Genomic DNA, 17,842 nt, shown 5'->3' with positions numbered 1-17,842 from the left:
TTATGGCCAGCGCCTGCTGCCTTTGTAGGCGCTGGCTTGCCAGCGATGAGGCCCTCGAAATCGCCATCGCCGGCAAGGGGGCGGGCCGCACGACCGCGATCGCTAGAGTGACCCGCCGTTGAATTCCTGCAGGGCATCGAGCAGCGCTTCGCGAAAATACGCCTTCGACGCTCGGTCGCAGAGCAGGTGCAGGCTCGCGTGTTGCGCGGTGCTGCTGTTGATCACGATCACGTTGATCCGCGCCGCCGAAGTCTGGGCCACGGCGCCCGGGCCGAACACCCGAGGGCTGAGGTCGACCCCGCAGAGCTTGGCCATGACTTCACCCAGGTACTCGCCGGTCAATTGGAAACAGGCGTGGCTGTCCTGGCGCGGCAGCAGATAGTTGGCCTGGTGGTCCAGCTCCCAGCGCGCCTCTTCATCGGCGATGCGCTGGCCCTGGTCCTCGGGGCTGCCCAGCAGCAGGTACTCGGTCTGTGACAACCGCGCCACCTGACCGCCATCGGCCTGGGCCACGGCGCGGTTCGGCGCGTCGGGCAAGGTAAATCCCCGACCACTCAGGTAAGTGGCACTGTGGGCGCCACGAAAACCCACCCGGGGCAGGTCCGTCAGGTCGCTCAAGGTGCAGCTCGGCAAGGGCGCCAGGGCGCGTTGGCCAACGGGGTGTTGCTCATTCAGGCTGGTCATGACTCAAAGCTCCTGGCGCTGGTTGTCGGGATCGAAAAAGGGCAGCTTCACCACCTCGGCCTGGACCACCACACCGCCTTCGACGCGGATCGGAATGCGCATCCCCGGGGTGCTCTGGTCGATGCTGGCGTAGGCCAGGCCGATGACTTTGCCCAGGTTGGCGGAGTATTCGCAGGAGGTGACGTTGCCGCTGATGTCCGGGCCGTTGAGCACCAGGTGGCCCTCCAGCGGTTGCAGGCTACCCTGGGGCAAGGTGAAGCCCACCAGTTTGCGCTTCAGCGGCTGGGCTTCGAGGATGTCCACCGAGCGCCGGCCGACGAAGAACGGCTTGTTGCGGCTGACCGCCCAGCCCATGTCGATCTCTGCCGGGTGGGTCATGCCGTCGGTGTCCTGGCTGATGATCACGTGGCCTTTTTCCAGGCGCAGCAGGCGCTGGGTTTCCACGCCGAACGGGCGGATGTCGAAGGCTTTGCCGGCGGCCATCAAGGCGTCCCACAGGGCCAGGCCGTGACGCGCCGGCACGTGGATTTCATAACCCAGTTCGCCGACAAACCCGACCCGCAACAGCCGCGCCTTGATCCCGGCCACGGTGCCCTGGCGCACGCCCAGATAGGGGAAGGCCTCGGCGCTCAAATCCAGGTCGCTGCACACCTGCTCCAGCACCTTGCGTGAGTCCGGTCCGGCCACGTTGACCGCACAGATCGCGGCGGTGACGTTGGCCACGTCCACATCCAGGCGCCATTGAGCATTCCACTTGAGCATCTGTTGGTAGATGCGGTCCACGCCGCTGGTGGTGGCGGTGACGTAGAAGTGGTTCTCGGCAAACCGCGCGCACACGCCGTCGTCGATCACCACCCCGTGCTCGTTGGTCATCAAGGCGTACCGCGAGCGGCCAACCGGCTGCTTGAGGAAGGCAAAGGTGTACATGCGATTGAGCAGTTCGGCGGCGTCCGGGCCGCGCACGTCCAGGCCGCCGAGGGTCGAGACGTCGATGATGCCGACCTTGTTGCGCACGTGCAGGGCCTCGTTCTGCATGCAGGTGTCGCGGTCTTTGGCCGGGCCGTAATAGGCCGGGCGCTGCCAGATACCGGCGGGCATCATCTTCGCCCCGGCCTGCAGGTGGCGGGCGTGCATCGGCGTCTGCCGGTACGGGTCGAAGGCACGGCCGGCGACATGGGCCAGTTTCTCGGCAACAAACGGCGGCCGAGCGGTGGTGACCCCGGTCTCGCTGATGTTGCGCTGGGTGGCCCAGGCCACCAGGCGCGCGGTGGGCAAGGCCGAATGCCGGCCCTGGGATGGGCCCATGCCCACCGTGGAGTAGCGCTTGACCAGTTGCACGTCGCGGTAGCCGATCTTGGTGGCGTTGACGATGTCGGCCACTTGCAGGTCTTCGTCGAAGTCGACGAAATCCTTGCCTTTGGGGTGGGGGAAGATCGGCCAGTTGAAGTTGACCCGGGCTTCGCCGGCCAGGGGCGCTCGCTGCGGGTTCACCTGCAGACCGAGGGCCAGGGCGGCGTCGGCGCCGGCATTGACGCCGTCGGCGATCACATTGTCCAGGCTGTGGCGGCCATTCACCGAGCCGGCCAGGGCCAGGTTCTGCGGCAGGCCGCTCAAGGTGAATTCGGCGCGCTGGTCATCGTAGGCCAGCTTGCCGCCGGCCTGGCACAGCAGTTGATAGACCGGCATGTAACCGGCGGACATGCACAACAGGTCGCAGTCCAGGCGCAGGCCGCTGGCCGCGACCTGGCCTTGGGCGGTGATCTTGCGCACCTCGACGCCGTTCACATGGCGCAGGCCCTTTTCGTGCAGGGCTTCGTACACCGTGCTGTCGCTGAGGCAGGGGATCTTGCGGCCCGCCAGGGCGGTCAAGAGCCTGGAGTCGGCGGGGGCATTGCGCAGGTCCACCACGGCCGCCACGTCCACGCCCTGGTCGTGCAGGTCGAGGGCGGCCAGGTAGCCGTCGTCATTGCCGGTGAGCACCACCGCGCGTTTGCCCGGCTTGACCGCGTAGAGCTTCATCAGCCGCTGGGCGGCGCTGGTCAGCATCACCCCAGGCAGGTCGTTGTTGCGGAAAATCACCGGCTGGTCGAAGGCGCCGCTGCACACAAGGCACTGCTGGGCACGGACCTTGTACAGGCGCTTGCCCTGGATCACCGGCAGGTAGTTGTCGGTGAACCAGGCGTTGCAGGTGGCGTCGGTCAGCACCTGGATATTGGCGTGTTGCTCAACCGCCGCGAGTAAGTCCTGGCGCAGGCGATCGGCTTTTTTGCCTTCGATGTCGAAGCGTGCGTAGGTCAGGGAGCCGCCGAGCAGCGGTTGCTGTTCGATCAGCAACACCCGGGCCCCGGCATTGGCCGCCGTCAGGGCCGCTTGCAGGCCGGCGGGCCCGGCGCCGATCACCGCCACGTCGGTAAACAGGTAAGCCTTGTCGTAATACTCGGGCTGGAACTTCAGGTCGAGCACGCCGAGCCCGGCCTTTTTGCGGATGATCGGTTCCCAGACCTTCCACATGCCCTTGGGCTTGTAGAAGGCGCGGTAGTAGAAACCCACCGGCATGAACTTGGAGAATTTGCCCATGTAGGCGTCGCGGTCGTTGTCCAGGGAGCCGTTGACGTTCTGCGCGCTGACCTGCAAGCCGGCGCTCAGCGGGTGGGCATCGGCCAGCACATTGGGCTCCTGGGGCAGTTGCACCAGGCTGTTGGCGTCTTGCCCGGCCATGCTCAGCGGGCCCCGTGGGCGGTGGTATTTAAATGAACGCGACAGCAGGAAACGCCCGTTGGCGAGCAGGGCACTGGCAATGCTGTCGCCTTGGAAACCCTGGTAGCCGTGGCCGTCGAACGAAAAATCCAGGGGCTGGGTGCGGTCGATCAGCAAGCCCATGGGGGCGGGTAGGCGGTTCATCCGGCAATCTCCTGGGCGGCGCTGAATTCAACGCGGGTGCTGAACAGTTCCTTGGGGTCGAAGGTGCGCAGGATCTGGTCGCTCACCGTGTGGCGCTCGGCCAGGAACCAGTAGCTGGAGGGGGTGTGCATCCACCACTCGCGGACCACGCCGGCCAGGTTGTCGCTGTTGAACACGTAGTCGGCCCATTCGGCATCGCTGCAGTTGACCGGGTCGGGCATGGCCTTGAACTCGCCGCCGTAGGTGAATTCGCTGATATTGCGGGGCCCGTTGAGCGGGCACATCATGATTTTCATCCGTCGCTCTCCGTCAGTGGCTGGCCGCTGTGGCGCCCATTTCGTTGACTTGCTGGAAGGTCGAAAAGCGCTCCAGGCCGAAGGGCTTGATCAGCTCCGGCACCTGGCCGCCGCTGGCCACCAGTTCGGCCATGGTCTTGCCGCAGATCGGCGTGGCCTTGAACCCCCAGGTGCCCCAACCGGCGTCGAGGTAGTAATTTTTCACCGGCGACAGGCCCATGATCGGGCTGTAGTCCGGGGTCATGTCGGTGATCCCGGCCCATTGGCGCATCAGCTTGGCGTTGGCCAGGAACGGGAACATTTCGATGGCGTGGGCCAGCAGGCTTTCCTTGAGGTCCAGGGTGGAGCGGGTGTTGAACAGCGGGTAGGGGTCGGACCCGCCGCCAAACACCACTTCGCCGCGGCTGGTCTGCTGCACGTAGCAATGCAGGGCCGAGGAACTCACCAGCGGGTCGAGGAACGGCTTGAACGGTTGGGTGACCATCGCCTGCAAGGGGAAGGTCTGGATCGGCGAGCGAATCCCCGCCTTGGCCATCAGCAACGAGCTGTGGCCGGCCACGGCCTGGACCACGCAGCCGCACTGGATGGTGCCGCGATTGGTTTTCACCGCGGTGATGGCGCCGTGCTCGATCACCAGGTCCTGCACTTCGGTGAGCTGATGGATTTCCACCCCGCGCTTGGCCGCCTGCTTGGCGTAGCCCCAGGCCACGGCGTCGTGCCGTGCAGTGGCGCCGTCGATGTGCCAGAGCCCGGCGAGCACCGGCAGGTGGCCGGGGTCGAGGTTGAGGCTGGGCACCAGCTCGCGGATCTGCTGGCGGTCGATCATCTCGGTGCGCCCGCCAAAGTGCTTGTTCACTTCCGCCCGCTGGCGGAACGAGCGCACCGTGGCGTCGGTGTGGGCCAGGGTCAGTTGGCCGCGCTCGGAATACATGATGTTGAAATCGAATTCGTTGGACAGGTTCTGGAACATCCGCACCGACTCGGCGTAGAACTTCACGCCTTCGCTGGTCAGGTAGTTGGAGCGGATCACCGCAGTGTTGCGCGCGGTGTTGCCGCCGCCCAGGTAGGCTTTTTCCAGCACGGCGATGTCGGTCACGCCGTGGTACTTGGCCAGGTAATAGGCGGTGGCCAGGCCGTGGCCGCCAGCGCCGATGATCACCACGTCATAGCGTGCCTTGAGGTCCTTGGGCGGCGGCAAATCGACCTCCACCGGGTACTCCGAACTCAGGCCGTATTTCAATAGATTGAATGGCATAGGGCCTCCGATTGGCTGCGTTGTGCCTGGTGCTGCATAAGGGCCGCGGTGACGGTGTTTTTCATCAGGAAGGCGATGGTCATGGGGCCGACACCGCCGGGCACCGGGGTGATGGCGGACACGGTGGACAGGGCGCTGGCAAAGTCCACATCGCCCACCAGGCGGCTCTGGCCGTGGTCGTCGATGCGGTTGATGCCGACGTCGATCACCACGGCTCCGGGTTTCAGCCAGTGGGCGTCGATCAGGCGCGGGCGGCCGACGGCGGCAATCACGATGTCGGCCTGGCGGCACAGGGCCTGCGGGTTGTGGCTGCGGGAATGCAGCACCGTCACCGAGCAGTCGGCTTGCAGCAGCAGGGCGGCCATGGGTTTGCCGACGATGTTCGAACGGCCGATCACCACCGCGTGCTTGCCGGCCAGGCTGCCCAGGGTCTGCTGCAACAGGTACAGGCAGCCGCTGGGGGTGCAGGGCGTCAGCACTTCGCGACCCTGGCTCAGGCCGCCGACGTTGTCGCTGTGAAAACCGTCGACGTCCTTGGCCGGCTCGATGGCTTGCAAGGCGCGCAGTTCATCCATGTGTGCCGGCAACGGCAGTTGCAGGAGGATGCCGTGCACCGAGCGGTCGGCATTCAGGTTGGCGATCAGGTTGAGCAGTTGTTCGGTGCTGGTGTCGCTGGGCAGGCGATGCTCCAGGGAGCGGATGCCGACCTCTTCGGCGCGCAGGATCTTGTTGCGCACATAGACCTGGCTGGCCGGGTCATGGCCCACCAGGATCACCGCCAGGGTCGGCTGGATGTCCATCTGCTGCAGGCCTGCAACCTGATCCCGGACTTCCAGCAGCACCCGGGCCGAGGCGGCCTTGCCGTCAATCAACGTGGGGCTGTTCACCGGAAAATCACCGTTCTGTCCTGGTTGAGGAAGACCCGGTGCTCCAGGTGGTATTTCACCGCCCTGGACAGGGCCACGGTTTCGGTATTGCGCCCGATGGCCACCAGGTCATCGGGCAGGTAGACGTGGTCCACCCGCTGCACTTCCTGCTCGATGATCGGGCCTTCGTCGAGGTCGCTGGTGACGTAGTGGGCGGTGGCGCCAATCAGCTTCACCCCACGCTGGTACGCCTGGTGATAAGGCTTGGCGCCCTTGAAGCCGGGCAGGAACGAGTGATGGATATTGATCGCCCGGCCCGAGAGTTGCTTGCACAGGTCGTCGGAGAGGATTTGCATGTAGCGCGCCAGCACCACCAGTTCGGTGCGGGTGTCATCGACGATGCGCATCAGCTCGGCTTCCTGCTGGGCTTTGCTGTCCTTGGTCACCGGCAGGTAGATAAAGCGAATGCCCTCGCGCTCGGCCATCGGCCGCAGTTCCAGGTGGTTGGAAACGATGGCGGTGATGGTCATGTCCATCTCGCCCTTCTGATGGCGGTACAACAGGTCGCTGAGGCAGTGGTCGTATTTGCTGACCATCAACAGCACACGCATCGGTTCGCGGGTGTCGTGCAATTCCCAGGTCATGTCAAAGGCCCCGGCCACCGCTTCGAAACCGGCCTTGAGCTGCTGGATATCGCCGACATGGCCGCTGTTGAAACGGAACACCGCACGCATGAAAAAGCGCCCGTTGAACTCGTCGTCGAATTGCGCCATCTCCCCGATGTAGCAACCGTTATCCGCCAGGTAAGTGGTCACGGCGGCGACAATACCGGACACCGCGGGACAGGTGATCTTGATGATGAAAGGGTTGTTCGCGTGTTGCATGACACGTCCTCGGGAAGGTGGCGGCAGCACTTCGCAGGGCGAAAAAAGACAACGAGGGGAAACCCGGCTCATCCATGGCGAGGTTTCTTATGGGGAATAAAATATTCCTGTGTGTCGGCTTTATAAAGCCAATGCCCGGTTCGCGTCCAGGGGTTTTGTGAAAGTTTTTTAACTGAGGGGAATTTATTGCGGGGCTTGAGGGGACGCCCTCAAGCTGGACGTGGAGCGTCCGGGGCGGCATTCCCACGCAGAGCGTGGGAACGAGAGGTCTTGGTCTGGCTGGTGATCTTGATCGTCGTCCCGTTAACCCCGCTGGCCGGAGAGCGGGCATGCCGAGCCTGGGCGAGGCCCCGCCCCCGAGCGCTTCACTCCTTATCCGTCCCATAATTCATGATCGACAACAACCGAATCGGCACCTGCACCAACTGCTCCGGCCCATGGGGAATTTCCCCCTCAAACGTCAAACTGTCCCCGGCCTCCATCCGATACAACTGATTGCCATGACGGTAAATCAGCTCACCTTCTAGCAAATGCAAAAACTCCGTTCCCGGGTGGGAAAAGGTCGGAAATTCCTCACTGGCGTCATCCATGCTCACCATGTACGCCTCGAAACTCTTCTTCGGCCCCCGGGTGTGGTTGAGCAAGTGATAGGTATGGCCCTTCTCGGTGCCACGGCGCACCACCTCCATGCCCTGGTCAGCCTTGACCAGCAAGGCGCTGCCGCCCTGGCGATCGTATTCACTGAACAACTTGGACATGGGCAGGCCCAGCACATCGCACAGACGGCTGAGGGTGTCGAGGCTGGTGGAGACCTGGGCATTCTCGATCTTGCTCAACATGCCCTGGCTGATATCGGCAATCTTCGCCACGTCGGACAGCTTCAAGTCCTGGGCCAGGCGCTGGCGCTTGATCTGCATGCCCAAGTACTGCTCGAGCTTGAGGCGGGGTTCGGGTTCGGTCGGCATGGTCATCAGGCTCTGCACAATTTCTGTTCGGTAATATTAGTTTCGCACTGGGAAAGTGCAATCCGTCGCTGCCACCCGACACGGTTCGGGCGGTATTCCCACAGGGAAAAGAATTTTCCCATATATACAGCACAAAAGCGCAGGGCTCTGGGTATCTCTGGCGATTGGGCAACTCTGGCAAGGGCTTTGCATTCTCTACAGGAAACTAACTTTCTTTTAGGGAATAAAGACGGTTATAGCCCTTCCACAATGGTTTGCCTTTCGCGAGGAGTGACGAGCAATGTTGCCAGCAGAAACCCAGCGCATCATGACAAGCACGGCATCAAATACGTGCTCGCGCAGTTTGTCGATATTCATGGTGCGGCTAAGACCAAATCGGTACCGGTGTGCGGGCTCAAGGCGGTGGCCGAGGAGGGCGCGGGCTTTGCCGGGTTCGCCATCAGCGGCATGGGCATGCAACCCCACGGGCCGGACTTCATGGCCCGCGGCGACCTGTCGACCCTGACCCCGGTGCCTTGGCAACCCGGTTACGGCCGCGTGGTCTGCATCGGTCACGTGGATGGCCAACCCCATCCCTATGACAGCCGCTACGTGTTGCAGCAACAGGTCGAACGCCTGGCGGAAAAGGGCTGGACCCTGAACACCGGCCTGGAGCCGGAATTCAACCTGATGCGCCGCGACGAAGGCGGCAAGCTGCAACTGGTGGACCCCAGCGACAACCTCGACAAGCCTTGCTACGACTACAAGGGCCTGTCCCGTTCGCGGGTGTTCCTGGAGCGCCTGACCGAAGCCCTGCAGCAGGTGGACTTCGAGATCTACCAAATCGACCACGAAGACGCCAACGGCCAGTTCGAGATCAACTACACCTACAGCGACGCTATGACCTCGGCGGACCGCTTCACCTTCTTCCGCATGGCCGCCGGCGAGATCGCCAACGACCTGGGGATGATCTGCTCCTTTATGCCCAAGCCGGACCCGAAGCGGGCAGGCAACGGCATGCACTTCCACCTGTCCATCAGCAGCGCCGAGAGCAAGAACCTGTTCCATGACGCCAGCGACTCGAGCGGCATGGGCCTGTCGAAACTGGCCTACCACTTCGCCGCTGGCCTGCTGGCCCACGGCCCGGCTCTGTGTGCCTTTGCCGCGCCCACGGTTAACTCCTACAAGCGCCTGGTGGTCGGCAACTCGCTGTCCGGCGCCACCTGGGCCCCGGCCTTTATCGCCTTCGGCGCCAACAACCGTTCGGCCATGGTTCGCGTGCCCTACGGCCGCCTGGAATTCCGCCTGCCGGACGCCGGTTGCAACCCCTACCTGGTGACCGCCGCGATCATCGCCGCCGGCCTGGACGGCATCGACCGCCAGCTGGAAATCGACCACGTCTGCAACGAAAACCTCTACAGCCTGAGCCTGGAGCAGATCGCCGCACGCGGCATCAAGACCCTGCCGCAATCCCTCAAGGAAGCCTGCGACGCCCTGGAAGCCGACCCCCTGTTCGCCGAAGTCCTGGGCCCGCAGATCGTCGGCGAATTCATCAAGCTCAAAAGGATGGAATGGGTGGAGTACAGCCGGCATGTGAGTGATTGGGAGGTTGCGCGGTATACGGAGTTTTTTTGAGGGGCAGCCACAAGCGGCAAGTTTCAAGCCACAAGCCACGGCAGTTTGGCGGCGTATCACCTAGCTGTATTTCACGCGGTCAGCTTGCAGCTTAAAGCTTGCAGCTCACCGCTCCCGAACAAAGTGAGGACTGTTTCTATGTGCGGAATCGTTGGTCTTTATCTGAAAAACCCGCAGTTGGAATCCCAGCTCGGCCAGCTGTTTGAACCGATGCTGCAGGCCATGACCGACCGGGGTCCGGACAGCGCCGGGTTTGCGATCTATGGCGATGAAGTGGCCGACGGTTGGGTCAAGTTGACCCTGCAAGCCACCACCGAAGGCTTCGACTGGAAAGCCCTGATGGGCGAGTTGGAAGGGCGCCTGGGCTGCTCCCTGGACTGGTTCCAGAACGCCAGTGCCGCGGTGTTGAAGGTTCACGCCGAGGAGGCGCCGGTGCGCCTGGCCCTGGCTGAGCTGGCGCCGAGCGTGCGGATCATGAGCGCCGGGCAGAGCATCGAAATCCTCAAGGGCATGGGCTTGCCCCAGGAGATTTCCCAGCGTTTCGGCCTGGCGGGCATGAAGGGCAGCCACATCATTGGCCACACGCGCATGGCCACCGAAAGCGCGGTGACCATGGAGGGCAGCCACCCGTTTTCCACCGGTGCCGACCTGTGCCTGGTGCACAACGGTTCGCTGTCCAACCACTTCCGCCTACGTCAGGAACTCAAGCGTGAGGGCATCCAGTTCGAGACCGACAACGACACCGAAGTGGCCGCCGGTTACCTGACTTGGCGCCTGCAACAGGGCGACTCGTTGAAGGAAGCCCTGGACCACTCTCTGGAAGACCTGGACGGCTTCTTTACCTTCGCCATTGGCACCCGCAACGGCTTTGCGGTGATTCGCGACCCGATCGCCTGCAAACCGGCAATCCTCGCCGAGACCGACGATTACGTGGCCATGGCCTCGGAATACCAGGCGCTGTCGAGCCTGCCGGGCATCGAACACGCCCGGGTCTGGGAACCGGCCCCGGCCACCATGTACATCTGGGAACGCCCCTCGGCTTAAGGAGCACACACATGAAAACCATCGATCTTTCCAGCGCCACGGTACGCGACCTCAACCAGGCCCTGCACGACCAGGTGCACACCCTCGAAGACCGCGAGTGGGTGGTGACCCACAGCAACGGCAAGCACAACCTCGCCGTAGGGGTGAACCAGGCCGTGTCCATCGATATCCAGGGCCACGCCGGCTACTACTGCGCCGGCATGAACCAGAAAGCCAGCATCACCGTGCACGGCAACGCCGGGGTCGGCGTGGCGGAAAACATGATGTCGGGCATGGTGCGGATCAAGGGCAGCGCTTCTCAGGCGGCCGGCGCCACGGCCCATGGTGGGCTGCTGGTGATCGAGGGCGACGCCGGAGCGCGCTGCGGGATTTCCATGAAAGGCATCGACATCGTGGTCGGCGGCAGCATCGGCCACATGAGCTGCTTTATGGGCCAGGCCGGGCGCTTGGTGGTCTGCGGCGATGCCGGCGATGCCCTGGGGGATTCGCTCTACGAAACCCGCATCTACGTCAAAGGCAGCGTGCAATCCCTGGGCTCGGACTGCGTGGAAAAAGAGATGCGCGCCGAGCACTTGGAAGAGCTCAAGGAGTTGCTCAACCGCGCCGGTTTCGACGAGTCGCCTGCCAGCTTCAAGCGCTATGGCTCGGCTCGTCAGTTGTACAACTTCAAAGTCGATAACGCGTCCGCGTACTGACCCACGCGAGGAGAAATGAGATGAGCGATCCAATCAGCCAAAAAACAGCTGCTCCCGTGTTGCGTGAGTCCGCCACTTTCGACCGCCTGACCATCCAGGAAATCCAGCGTGCCGCGGAAACCGGCATCTACGACATTCGCGGTGGCGGCACCAAACGCAAGGTGCCGCATTTCGATGATTTGCTGCTGCTCGGCGCCAGCGTGTCGCGCTACCCGCTGGAAGGTTATCGGGAGAAGTGCGGCACCGACGTGATCCTGGGTAACCGCTTCGCCAAGAAGCCGATCCACCTGAAAATCCCGGTGACCATCGCCGGCATGAGCTTCGGCGCCTTGTCGGCCAATGCCAAGGAAGCCCTGGGCCGTGGCGCCACCATTGCCGGCACCAGCACCACCACCGGTGACGGCGGCATGACCCCGGAAGAGCGTGGTCAGTCCCAGCACCTGGTGTATCAGTACCTGCCGTCGCGCTACGGCATGAACCCGGACGACCTGCGCAAGGCCGATGCCATCGAGATTGTGCTCGGCCAAGGGGCCAAGCCGGGCGGCGGCGGCATGTTGCTGGGCATGAAAGTCACCGAACGCGTGGCCGGCATGCGCACCTTGCCGGTGGGCGTCGACCAGCGCAGTGCCTGCCGTCACCCGGACTGGACCGGGCCGGATGACCTGGCGATCAAGATCGCCGAGATCCGCGAGATTACCGATTGGGAGAAGCCCATCTACGTCAAGATCGGCGCCAGCCGGCCCTATTACGACGTCAAGCTGGCGGTGAAGGCCGGTGCCGATGTGATCGTGCTCGACGGCATGCAGGGCGGCACGGCGGCGACCCAGGAAGTGTTTATCGAGCACGTGGGCATTCCGATCCTGCCGGCCATCCCGCAAGCGGTACAGGCTTTGCAGGAGATGGGCATGCACCGCAAGGTCCAGCTGATTGTCTCGGGCGGTATTCGCAACGGCGCCGACGTGGCCAAGGCCATGGCCCTGGGCGCGGATGCGGTGGCCATCGGCACCGCGGCGCTGATTGCCCTGGGGGACAACCATCCACGGCTGGATGAAGAGTTGAAGAAGATCGGTTCGGCGGCGGGGTTCTACGACGACTGGCAGAACGGGCGCGACCCGGCCGGCATCACCACCCAGGACCCGGAGCTGTCCAAGCGCCTGGACCCGGTGGAAGGTGGTCGGCGCCTGGCCAACTACCTGCGGGTGCTGGTGCTGGAGGCGCAGACCATGGCCCGTGCCTGCGGCAAGTCGCACCTGCACAACCTCGACCCCGAGGACCTGGTGGCCCTGACCGTGGAATCCGCCGCCATGGCCCGCGTGCCCCTGGCCGGCACCAACTGGGTCCCGGGTTCCGGCTACTGATCGTTCCCACGCTCCGCCCGTGCCGCTCCGCGTCAGCGTGCACGGTGGTGCGGCCAGGCTCCACCATCAGGGCCCATCAAGAGGCCCCCTGTTCTGAGGTTATTGGCTCGCTGCCCGACACCCATCTTTCATTTGCAGGAGCTTTGAACATGGTCAATCGTCTTCTCGGCAAACAACTCCCCCTGTTACTCGCCGCCGCGGCCCTGGCGCCGTTGGCCCAGGCGGCCGATGCCCCCACCTTGAACACCGGCAGCACCGCCTGGATGGTCACCGCGGCGGTGCTGGTGCTGTTTATGTGCCTGCCCGGCCTGGCGCTGTTCTACGGCGGTCTGGTGCGGGCGAAAAACATGCTTTCGCTGTTCACCCAATGCTTCGGCATCGCCGGGGTGGTGGGTGTGCTTTGGGTGATCTACGGCTACAGCATGGTGGTCGACAGCAGCGGCATGATCGAAGGTGAAGTGACCTTCAACAGTTTCGTCGGCGGCCTGAGCCGGGCATTTCTGGCCGGCATGACCCCTGACAGCCTGGTGGGCGACATCCCGGAAGGGGTATTCGTGACCTTCCAGATGACCTTCGCCATCATCACCCCGGCGCTGATTGCCGGGGCCTTTGCCGAGCGCATGAAGTTCTCCGCCGCGCTGCTGTTCATGGCCCTGTGGTTCACCCTGGTCTACGCCCCGGTGGCGCACATGGTCTGGGGCGGCGCGGGCGCCTTGATGCACAACTGGGGCGTGCTGGACTTTGCCGGCGGCACCGCGGTGCACATCAACGCCGGTGTCGCGCCTTGGCCGCCTGCCTGATTTTGGGCAAGCGCAAGGGCTACCAGAACACCCCAATGCCGGCCCATAACCTGAGCCTGACCATGGCCGGTGCGGCGATGCTCTGGGTCGGCTGGTTCGGCTTCAACATCGGTTCCGGCGGCGGCCTCAGCGGCACCTCCGGCATCGTCATGCTCAACACCCAGCTGGGGGCCTGCGCGGGCATTCTCGGCTGGATGTTCACCGAGTGGTTCAAGGTCGGCAAACCCAGCGCCCAAGGCCTGGCCTGCGGTGCCCTGGCGGGTCTGGTGGGGATCACTCCGGCATGCGCCTATGTCGGCGTCGGTGGCGCCTTGGCCATCGGTTTGCTCTGCGGGGTGTTCTGCTACCTCAGCGTCACCGTGCTCAAGCGCCGCTTCGGTTATGACGACAGCCTCGACGTTTTCGGCCTGCACGGCATCGGCGGCATGATCGGCGCCGTGCTCACCGGGGTGTTCTGCGTACCGTCCCTGGGCGGCCTGGTGGAAGGCGTGACCCTGGGCGCCCAGGTTTGGGCGCAGATCAAAGGCGTGGCCATGACCACCGTGTATTGCTTCGTGGTCAGTTGGCTGATCCTCAAAGGGGTCAACGCCCTGATCGGTCTGCGCGCCGACGATTCGGTGGAGGAACTGGGCCTGGACCTGGCCGAGCACAACGAGCGCGCTTACAACCATTGAGGCGTGACTACGGAGGTTCATCGCTGAATCGCCAATCACCCACTAAAGCCCAGCTGCGGCGTTGTCCGCGGTTGGGCTTTTTTATGTGCATCAGCCAAGGGATGTGGAGGTCTGCGCCAGGCATCCATCAGACTCCCCGGCTGGGTACCGGGGAGTGTAGGGGAGGGCTCAGCGGAACGCCGGCACCACGTGCTTGATAAAGAGTTCCAGGGACTTTTTCTTCTCGGCGTGGGGCAGGCTGTTGTCGCACCAGAAGCTGAACTCGTCGACCCCCAGTTCCTGGTAGTACTGGATGCGCGGAATGATTTCTTCCGGGGTGCCGATCATCGCGGTTTTATGCAGGCTTTCCAGTTCGAACTCTGGGCGACCGGCGAATTTCTCTTCCGGGCTTGGGTCGAGGAAACCGTTGACCGGGGTCTGTTTGTTGCCGAACCAGGCGTCGAAGGTGCGGTAGAAACGCGAGATCGCAGTGGCCCCGACTTTCCAGCCTTCCGGGTCGTCCACGGCGTGCACGTGGGTGTGGCGCAGCACCATCAGTTGCGGACGCGGCACGCCGGGGTTGTTGTCCAGGGCGGCCTGGAACTTGTTCTTCAGGTCGAGGACTTCTTCGTCGCCCTTCATCAGCGGCGTGACCATCACGTTGCAACCGTTGGCCACGGCGAAGTTGTGGGAGTCCGGGTCGCGAGCGGCAATCCACATCGGTGGGTTGGGCTGCTGGATCGGCTTGGGCACGCTGGTGGAGGTGGGGAACTTCCAGATGTCGCCGTCGTGGGCGTAGTCGCCTTTCCACAGGGCGCGGACCACCGGGACCATCTCACGCAGGGCCTGGCCGCCGCTGGAGGCGGGCATGCCGCCGGCCATGCGATCGAACTCGACCTGGTAGGCGCCACGGGCCAGGCCCACTTCCATGCGGCCGTTGCTGATCACGTCCAGCAGCGCGCATTCCCCGGCCACCCGCAGCGGGTGCCAGAACGGCGCAATGATGGTGCCGGCGCCCAGGTGGATGGTGGTGGTCTTGGCGGCGAGGTAGGCCAGCAGCGGCATCGGGCTCGGCGAGATGGTGTATTCCATGGCGTGGTGTTCGCCGATCCAGACGGTGCTGAAACCACCGGCCTCGGCCATCAGCGTCAGTTCGGTCAGGTCTTCGAACAATTGGCGATGGCTGACGCTTTCGTCCCAGCGCTCCATATGCACGAACAGGGAAAATTTCATCTCGCTTACCTCGGATCTTTTGTTGATGGCCGGTCGATTGCGGGCCTGGTGCCTGGATTGAGCGCGGGGCGCTGCCGGGTGTTGTCGCTGCCTGAAGCGTACCGTGAGTACGACTGTTCGGCTGATGGATTATTGGTATACCATAATATGGAATATCCGCAAAATATTTCTCTCCAACACTTCGCATGCATCCGACAAGGAAGGCGAGCTTGATGAACATAAAACAAAAACTGACCCTGGCCTTTGCCGCGATCGCCAGCCTGCCAGTGATTCTGGTGGCCGTGCTGATCGTGCTCAACCTGCGTAACGAGGCCCGGGATAACTTTCTGGACAGCAGCGGGCGGGAAATCCGCCAGGTGCAAAGCGCCATGCAGCTGTTCTTCGAAGGCATCAGCCAGAACGTCGATTACCTGGCGCAGCACCCGCAATTGCAGGCCATCGATGGCGGCGTCAAACGCTACCTGGATGCCAACGCGCCGCAAGTCGCCGCGGGCGAGCAGGACCAGCAATTGTTCAACCTGTTTGCCGGGCTGGCCAAGAGTCACCCGGCCTACGCTTACCTGTCCCTGGGCACCGAGCAGGGCGGTTATGTGTTCTGGCCCGGCGATCCCAAGCTGGCCAACTACGACCCGCGTAGCCGCCCCTGGTACCAGGCCGCCATGGCCCAGCCGGGCAAGACCCTGCGCACCTCGGCCTACTATTGGGCGGCCGACGACGTGGTGCTGGTGAGCACCGTGCGCAGTTTTGCCAATCGCCTGGGCCAGAGCGGCGGGGTGGTGAACATCGACGTATCCCTCAAGCAACTCACCGACCTGGTGAAGCAGATCAAGCTGGGGGACAGCGGTTATCTGATGCTGCTGGAAGGCAACGACCAGGTACTGGTGGACCCCCATCAACCGGAGCACAACTTCAAGAAACTCAGCGAGCTGGGGACGGTTACGTCCAACTGTCCAAGGCCGGCAAAGGGTTGGTGGAGTTGGAACTGGGGGGTGAACGCTACATGGCCCATGTCTGGCCGTCGGACGCCCTGGGCTGGCGCTTTATTGGCATGGTCCGGGAAAGTGAAGTGATGGCTTCGGCCACGCGCCTGACCTGGATCATCGCCGCCATCGCCTTGGTGTGTGGCCTGTTGTTCGCAGCGGCCGGTGCGTTTTTCGCCGGGCTGATCGTCAAGCCGATCCGGGGCGTGGCCAGCGGCCTGGAAGGCATCGCTCAGGGCGAAGGGGACCTGACTGCACGCCTGGCGGTGCGCGGTCAGGATGAAACCGCGCAATTGGCGGGCTGGTTCAACCAGTTCCTGGAGGCCATTCGCACCTTGATCCAGCGCATCGGCCAGGCGGCGGGGCAGATCCACAGCACCTCCGGCAGCTCCACCGAGGTATCCGTGGAATTGGCCGATGTCGCCGCCCGCCAGCGTGAAGCGGTGGACATGGTCTCCACGGCGTTCCACGAAATGGTTGCCACCTCCAATGAGGTGGCGCGCTCCTGCAGCCAGGCTGCCGACTCCGCCGACAACGGCCAGCGCCAGGCCCACACCGGGCAGACCCAGATCGATGCGGCGGTGAGCAACGTCGGGCGCCTGAGCCAGGAGATCGGCCAGTCCGCCGAGGCCATGCAGCAGTTGGAGCAGGACAGCAACGATATTCAGTCGATCCTCGGCACCATCCGTTCGATTGCCGAGCAGACCAACCTGCTGGCGCTCAACGCCGCCATCGAAGCCGCCCGTGCCGGGGAGCAAGGGCGCGGTTTTGCCGTGGTGGCCGACGAAGTGCGGGCACTGGCCAAACGCACCGCGGATTCCACCGGTGAGATCGACGGGTTGTTGGGCAATCTGGCGCGGCGCACCCACCAGATGGGCAAGCAGATGCATGCCAGCCTGGAGGTGTCCCAAGAGACCGTGGTGTCCATCAATGAGGCGCGGGCCAGTTTTGAATTGATTCGTGAATCGGTGGACGTGATCCGCGACATGAACACCCAGATCGCCACTGCCGCTGAAGAGCAGCATCAAGTGGCCGAAGACATCAACCGCCACATCAGCCAGATCCACGGCGACGCCCAACTGGTCGCCGACCTTGCCGACTCCACCCGCCAAGACGCGCAAAGCCTGACCGCGCTGTCACAGACCCTGAACCAGCTGGTCAGTCGCTTCCGCACCTGACCGCAGCGCCCTGGTCTGATCGTTCCCACGCTCCGCGTCACCTGCACCGCTCACCCTTTGTAGGCGCAGGCTCATGTAGGAGCTGGCTTGCCAGCGATAGCGCCCATGAGATCGCCATCGCCGGCAAGCCGGCTCCTACAGAGGCTGGACGCTCTGCGTCACCCCAGGGCATTGCAGCGCTCACCCTTTGTAGGCGCAGGCTTATGTAGGCGCTGGCTTGCCAGCGATAGCGCCCATGAGCTCGCCATCGCCGGCAAGCCGGCTCCCACAGAGGCCAGCGCCTCACCGCGCGTTCCCACGGTCCCCCGTGGGAATGCCGCCTGGGACGTTCTGCGTCACCTCTACGACATTGCACCGCTCACCGTTTGTAGGCGCAGGTTTATGTAGGAGCTGGCTTGCCAGCGATAGCGCCCGTGAGCTCGCCATCGCCAGCAAG

At 63.8% G+C, this 17,842-nt stretch carries 13 protein-coding genes and 3 pseudogenes; 8 read left to right on the top strand and 8 right to left on the bottom strand.

What is annotated here, in order from left to right; translation table 11 throughout:
* Positions 1 to 102: 102 nt before the first annotated feature.
* The 7 genes from M1B34_RS25190 to M1B34_RS25160 all read right to left on the bottom strand — a co-directional run bounded on the left by M1B34_RS25190 (position 103) and on the right by M1B34_RS25160 (position 7,857).
* Entirely contained in the window at positions 103 to 684 is a 582-nt protein-coding gene (locus tag M1B34_RS25190; protein WP_268266530.1) for a sarcosine oxidase subunit gamma, read from the bottom strand.
* 3 nt (positions 685 to 687) lie between these two features.
* A complete protein-coding gene (locus M1B34_RS25185; protein ID WP_268266529.1) occupies positions 688 to 3,585 on the bottom strand; it encodes a 2Fe-2S iron-sulfur cluster-binding protein in 2,898 nt (965 codons plus the stop codon).
* On the bottom strand, positions 3,582 to 3,881 hold the full coding sequence (locus M1B34_RS25180; protein WP_123335713.1) for a sarcosine oxidase subunit delta: 300 nt from the start codon (positions 3,879 to 3,881) through the stop codon (positions 3,582 to 3,584). The genes M1B34_RS25185 and M1B34_RS25180 overlap by 4 nt, the downstream gene beginning before the upstream one ends.
* A gap of 13 nt (positions 3,882 to 3,894) precedes the next feature.
* Positions 3,895 to 5,136: an FAD-dependent oxidoreductase gene (locus tag M1B34_RS25175; protein ID WP_268266528.1), complete on the bottom strand. Its 1,242-nt coding sequence runs from the start codon at positions 5,134 to 5,136 to the stop codon at positions 3,895 to 3,897.
* Positions 5,118 to 6,023: a bifunctional methylenetetrahydrofolate dehydrogenase/methenyltetrahydrofolate cyclohydrolase FolD gene (gene folD, locus M1B34_RS25170; RefSeq protein ID WP_268266527.1), complete on the bottom strand. Its 906-nt coding sequence runs from the start codon at positions 6,021 to 6,023 to the stop codon at positions 5,118 to 5,120. The genes M1B34_RS25175 and folD overlap by 19 nt, the downstream gene beginning before the upstream one ends.
* A complete protein-coding gene (purU, locus tag M1B34_RS25165) occupies positions 6,020 to 6,886 on the bottom strand; it encodes a formyltetrahydrofolate deformylase (protein WP_268266526.1) in 867 nt (288 codons plus the stop codon). The genes folD and purU overlap by 4 nt, the downstream gene beginning before the upstream one ends.
* A 365-nt stretch (positions 6,887 to 7,251) precedes the next feature.
* Positions 7,252 to 7,857, bottom strand: a complete 606-nt coding sequence (locus tag M1B34_RS25160) for a helix-turn-helix domain-containing protein (protein ID WP_123336117.1) — start codon at positions 7,855 to 7,857, stop codon at positions 7,252 to 7,254.
* Between the two features lie 274 nt (positions 7,858 to 8,131).
* Here M1B34_RS25160 and glnT point away from each other — a divergent pair.
* The 5 genes and pseudogenes from glnT (at position 8,132) to M1B34_RS25135 (ending at position 14,036) form a co-directional block, all read left to right on the top strand.
* A pseudogene (gene glnT / locus M1B34_RS25155) lies at positions 8,132 to 9,465 on the top strand (type III glutamate--ammonia ligase).
* Positions 9,466 to 9,603: 138 nt separating this feature from the next.
* Positions 9,604 to 10,509, top strand: a complete 906-nt coding sequence (locus tag M1B34_RS25150) for a class II glutamine amidotransferase (protein ID WP_268266525.1) — start codon at positions 9,604 to 9,606, stop codon at positions 10,507 to 10,509.
* Between the two features lie 11 nt (positions 10,510 to 10,520).
* Positions 10,521 to 11,204: a GltB/FmdC/FwdC-like GXGXG domain-containing protein gene (locus tag M1B34_RS25145; RefSeq protein ID WP_268263940.1), complete on the top strand. Its 684-nt coding sequence runs from the start codon at positions 10,521 to 10,523 to the stop codon at positions 11,202 to 11,204.
* Positions 11,205 to 11,224: 20 nt separating this feature from the next.
* The gene (locus M1B34_RS25140; protein WP_268266524.1) at positions 11,225 to 12,562 is read left to right on the top strand and encodes an FMN-binding glutamate synthase family protein; all 1,338 of its coding nucleotides are present in this window, start codon (positions 11,225 to 11,227) and stop codon (positions 12,560 to 12,562) included.
* Between the two features lie 149 nt (positions 12,563 to 12,711).
* A pseudogene (locus M1B34_RS25135) lies at positions 12,712 to 14,036 on the top strand (ammonium transporter).
* Positions 14,037 to 14,204: 168 nt separating this feature from the next.
* Here M1B34_RS25135 and M1B34_RS25130 read toward each other — a convergent pair.
* Positions 14,205 to 15,248, bottom strand: coding sequence for an LLM class flavin-dependent oxidoreductase (locus M1B34_RS25130; RefSeq protein ID WP_268266523.1), 1,044 nt, complete (start codon positions 15,246 to 15,248; stop codon positions 14,205 to 14,207).
* A gap of 212 nt (positions 15,249 to 15,460) precedes the next feature.
* Here M1B34_RS25130 and M1B34_RS34165 point away from each other — a divergent pair, with 212 nt between their 5' ends.
* The 3 genes and pseudogenes from M1B34_RS34165 (at position 15,461) to M1B34_RS34330 (ending at position 17,406) form a co-directional block, all read left to right on the top strand.
* Complete coding sequence (locus M1B34_RS34165) at positions 15,461 to 16,318, top strand: cache domain-containing protein (protein WP_425273542.1); 858 nt, start codon at positions 15,461 to 15,463, stop codon at positions 16,316 to 16,318.
* Positions 16,249 to 16,500, top strand: a pseudogene (locus M1B34_RS34335) (methyl-accepting chemotaxis protein); the annotation flags it as partial. The gene M1B34_RS34165 and the pseudogene M1B34_RS34335, both read left to right, overlap by 70 nt.
* A gap of 177 nt (positions 16,501 to 16,677) precedes the next feature.
* Positions 16,678 to 17,406: a methyl-accepting chemotaxis protein gene (locus tag M1B34_RS34330; protein ID WP_482827989.1), complete on the top strand. Its 729-nt coding sequence runs from the start codon at positions 16,678 to 16,680 to the stop codon at positions 17,404 to 17,406.
* Positions 17,407 to 17,842 lie beyond the last annotated feature (436 nt).

The organism is Pseudomonas morbosilactucae, from assembly GCF_023241715.1.
Taxonomy (GTDB): Bacteria; Pseudomonadota; Gammaproteobacteria; order Pseudomonadales; family Pseudomonadaceae; genus Aquipseudomonas; species Aquipseudomonas morbosilactucae.
This window is presented reverse-complemented; position numbering and strand designations above follow the sequence as displayed.

Coding starts and splice junctions, on each gene's coding strand:
- M1B34_RS25190 (WP_268266530.1), bottom strand. CDS start 684: ATGACCAGCCTGAATGAGCAACACCCCGTTGGCCAACGCGCCCTGGCG.
- M1B34_RS25185 (WP_268266529.1), bottom strand. CDS start 3,585: ATGAACCGCCTACCCGCCCCCATGGGCTTGCTGATCGACCGCACCCAG.
- M1B34_RS25180 (WP_123335713.1), bottom strand. CDS start 3,881: ATGAAAATCATGATGTGCCCGCTCAACGGGCCCCGCAATATCAGCGAA.
- M1B34_RS25175 (WP_268266528.1), bottom strand. CDS start 5,136: ATGCCATTCAATCTATTGAAATACGGCCTGAGTTCGGAGTACCCGGTG.
- purU (WP_268266526.1), bottom strand. CDS start 6,886: ATGCAACACGCGAACAACCCTTTCATCATCAAGATCACCTGTCCCGCG.
- M1B34_RS25160 (WP_123336117.1), bottom strand. CDS start 7,857: ATGACCATGCCGACCGAACCCGAACCCCGCCTCAAGCTCGAGCAGTAC.
- M1B34_RS25150 (WP_268266525.1), top strand. CDS start 9,604: ATGTGCGGAATCGTTGGTCTTTATCTGAAAAACCCGCAGTTGGAATCC.
- M1B34_RS25145 (WP_268263940.1), top strand. CDS start 10,521: ATGAAAACCATCGATCTTTCCAGCGCCACGGTACGCGACCTCAACCAG.
- M1B34_RS25140 (WP_268266524.1), top strand. CDS start 11,225: ATGAGCGATCCAATCAGCCAAAAAACAGCTGCTCCCGTGTTGCGTGAG.
- M1B34_RS25130 (WP_268266523.1), bottom strand. CDS start 15,248: ATGAAATTTTCCCTGTTCGTGCATATGGAGCGCTGGGACGAAAGCGTC.
- M1B34_RS34165 (WP_425273542.1), top strand. CDS start 15,461: ATGAACATAAAACAAAAACTGACCCTGGCCTTTGCCGCGATCGCCAGC.
- M1B34_RS34330 (WP_482827989.1), top strand. CDS start 16,678: ATGGTCTCCACGGCGTTCCACGAAATGGTTGCCACCTCCAATGAGGTG.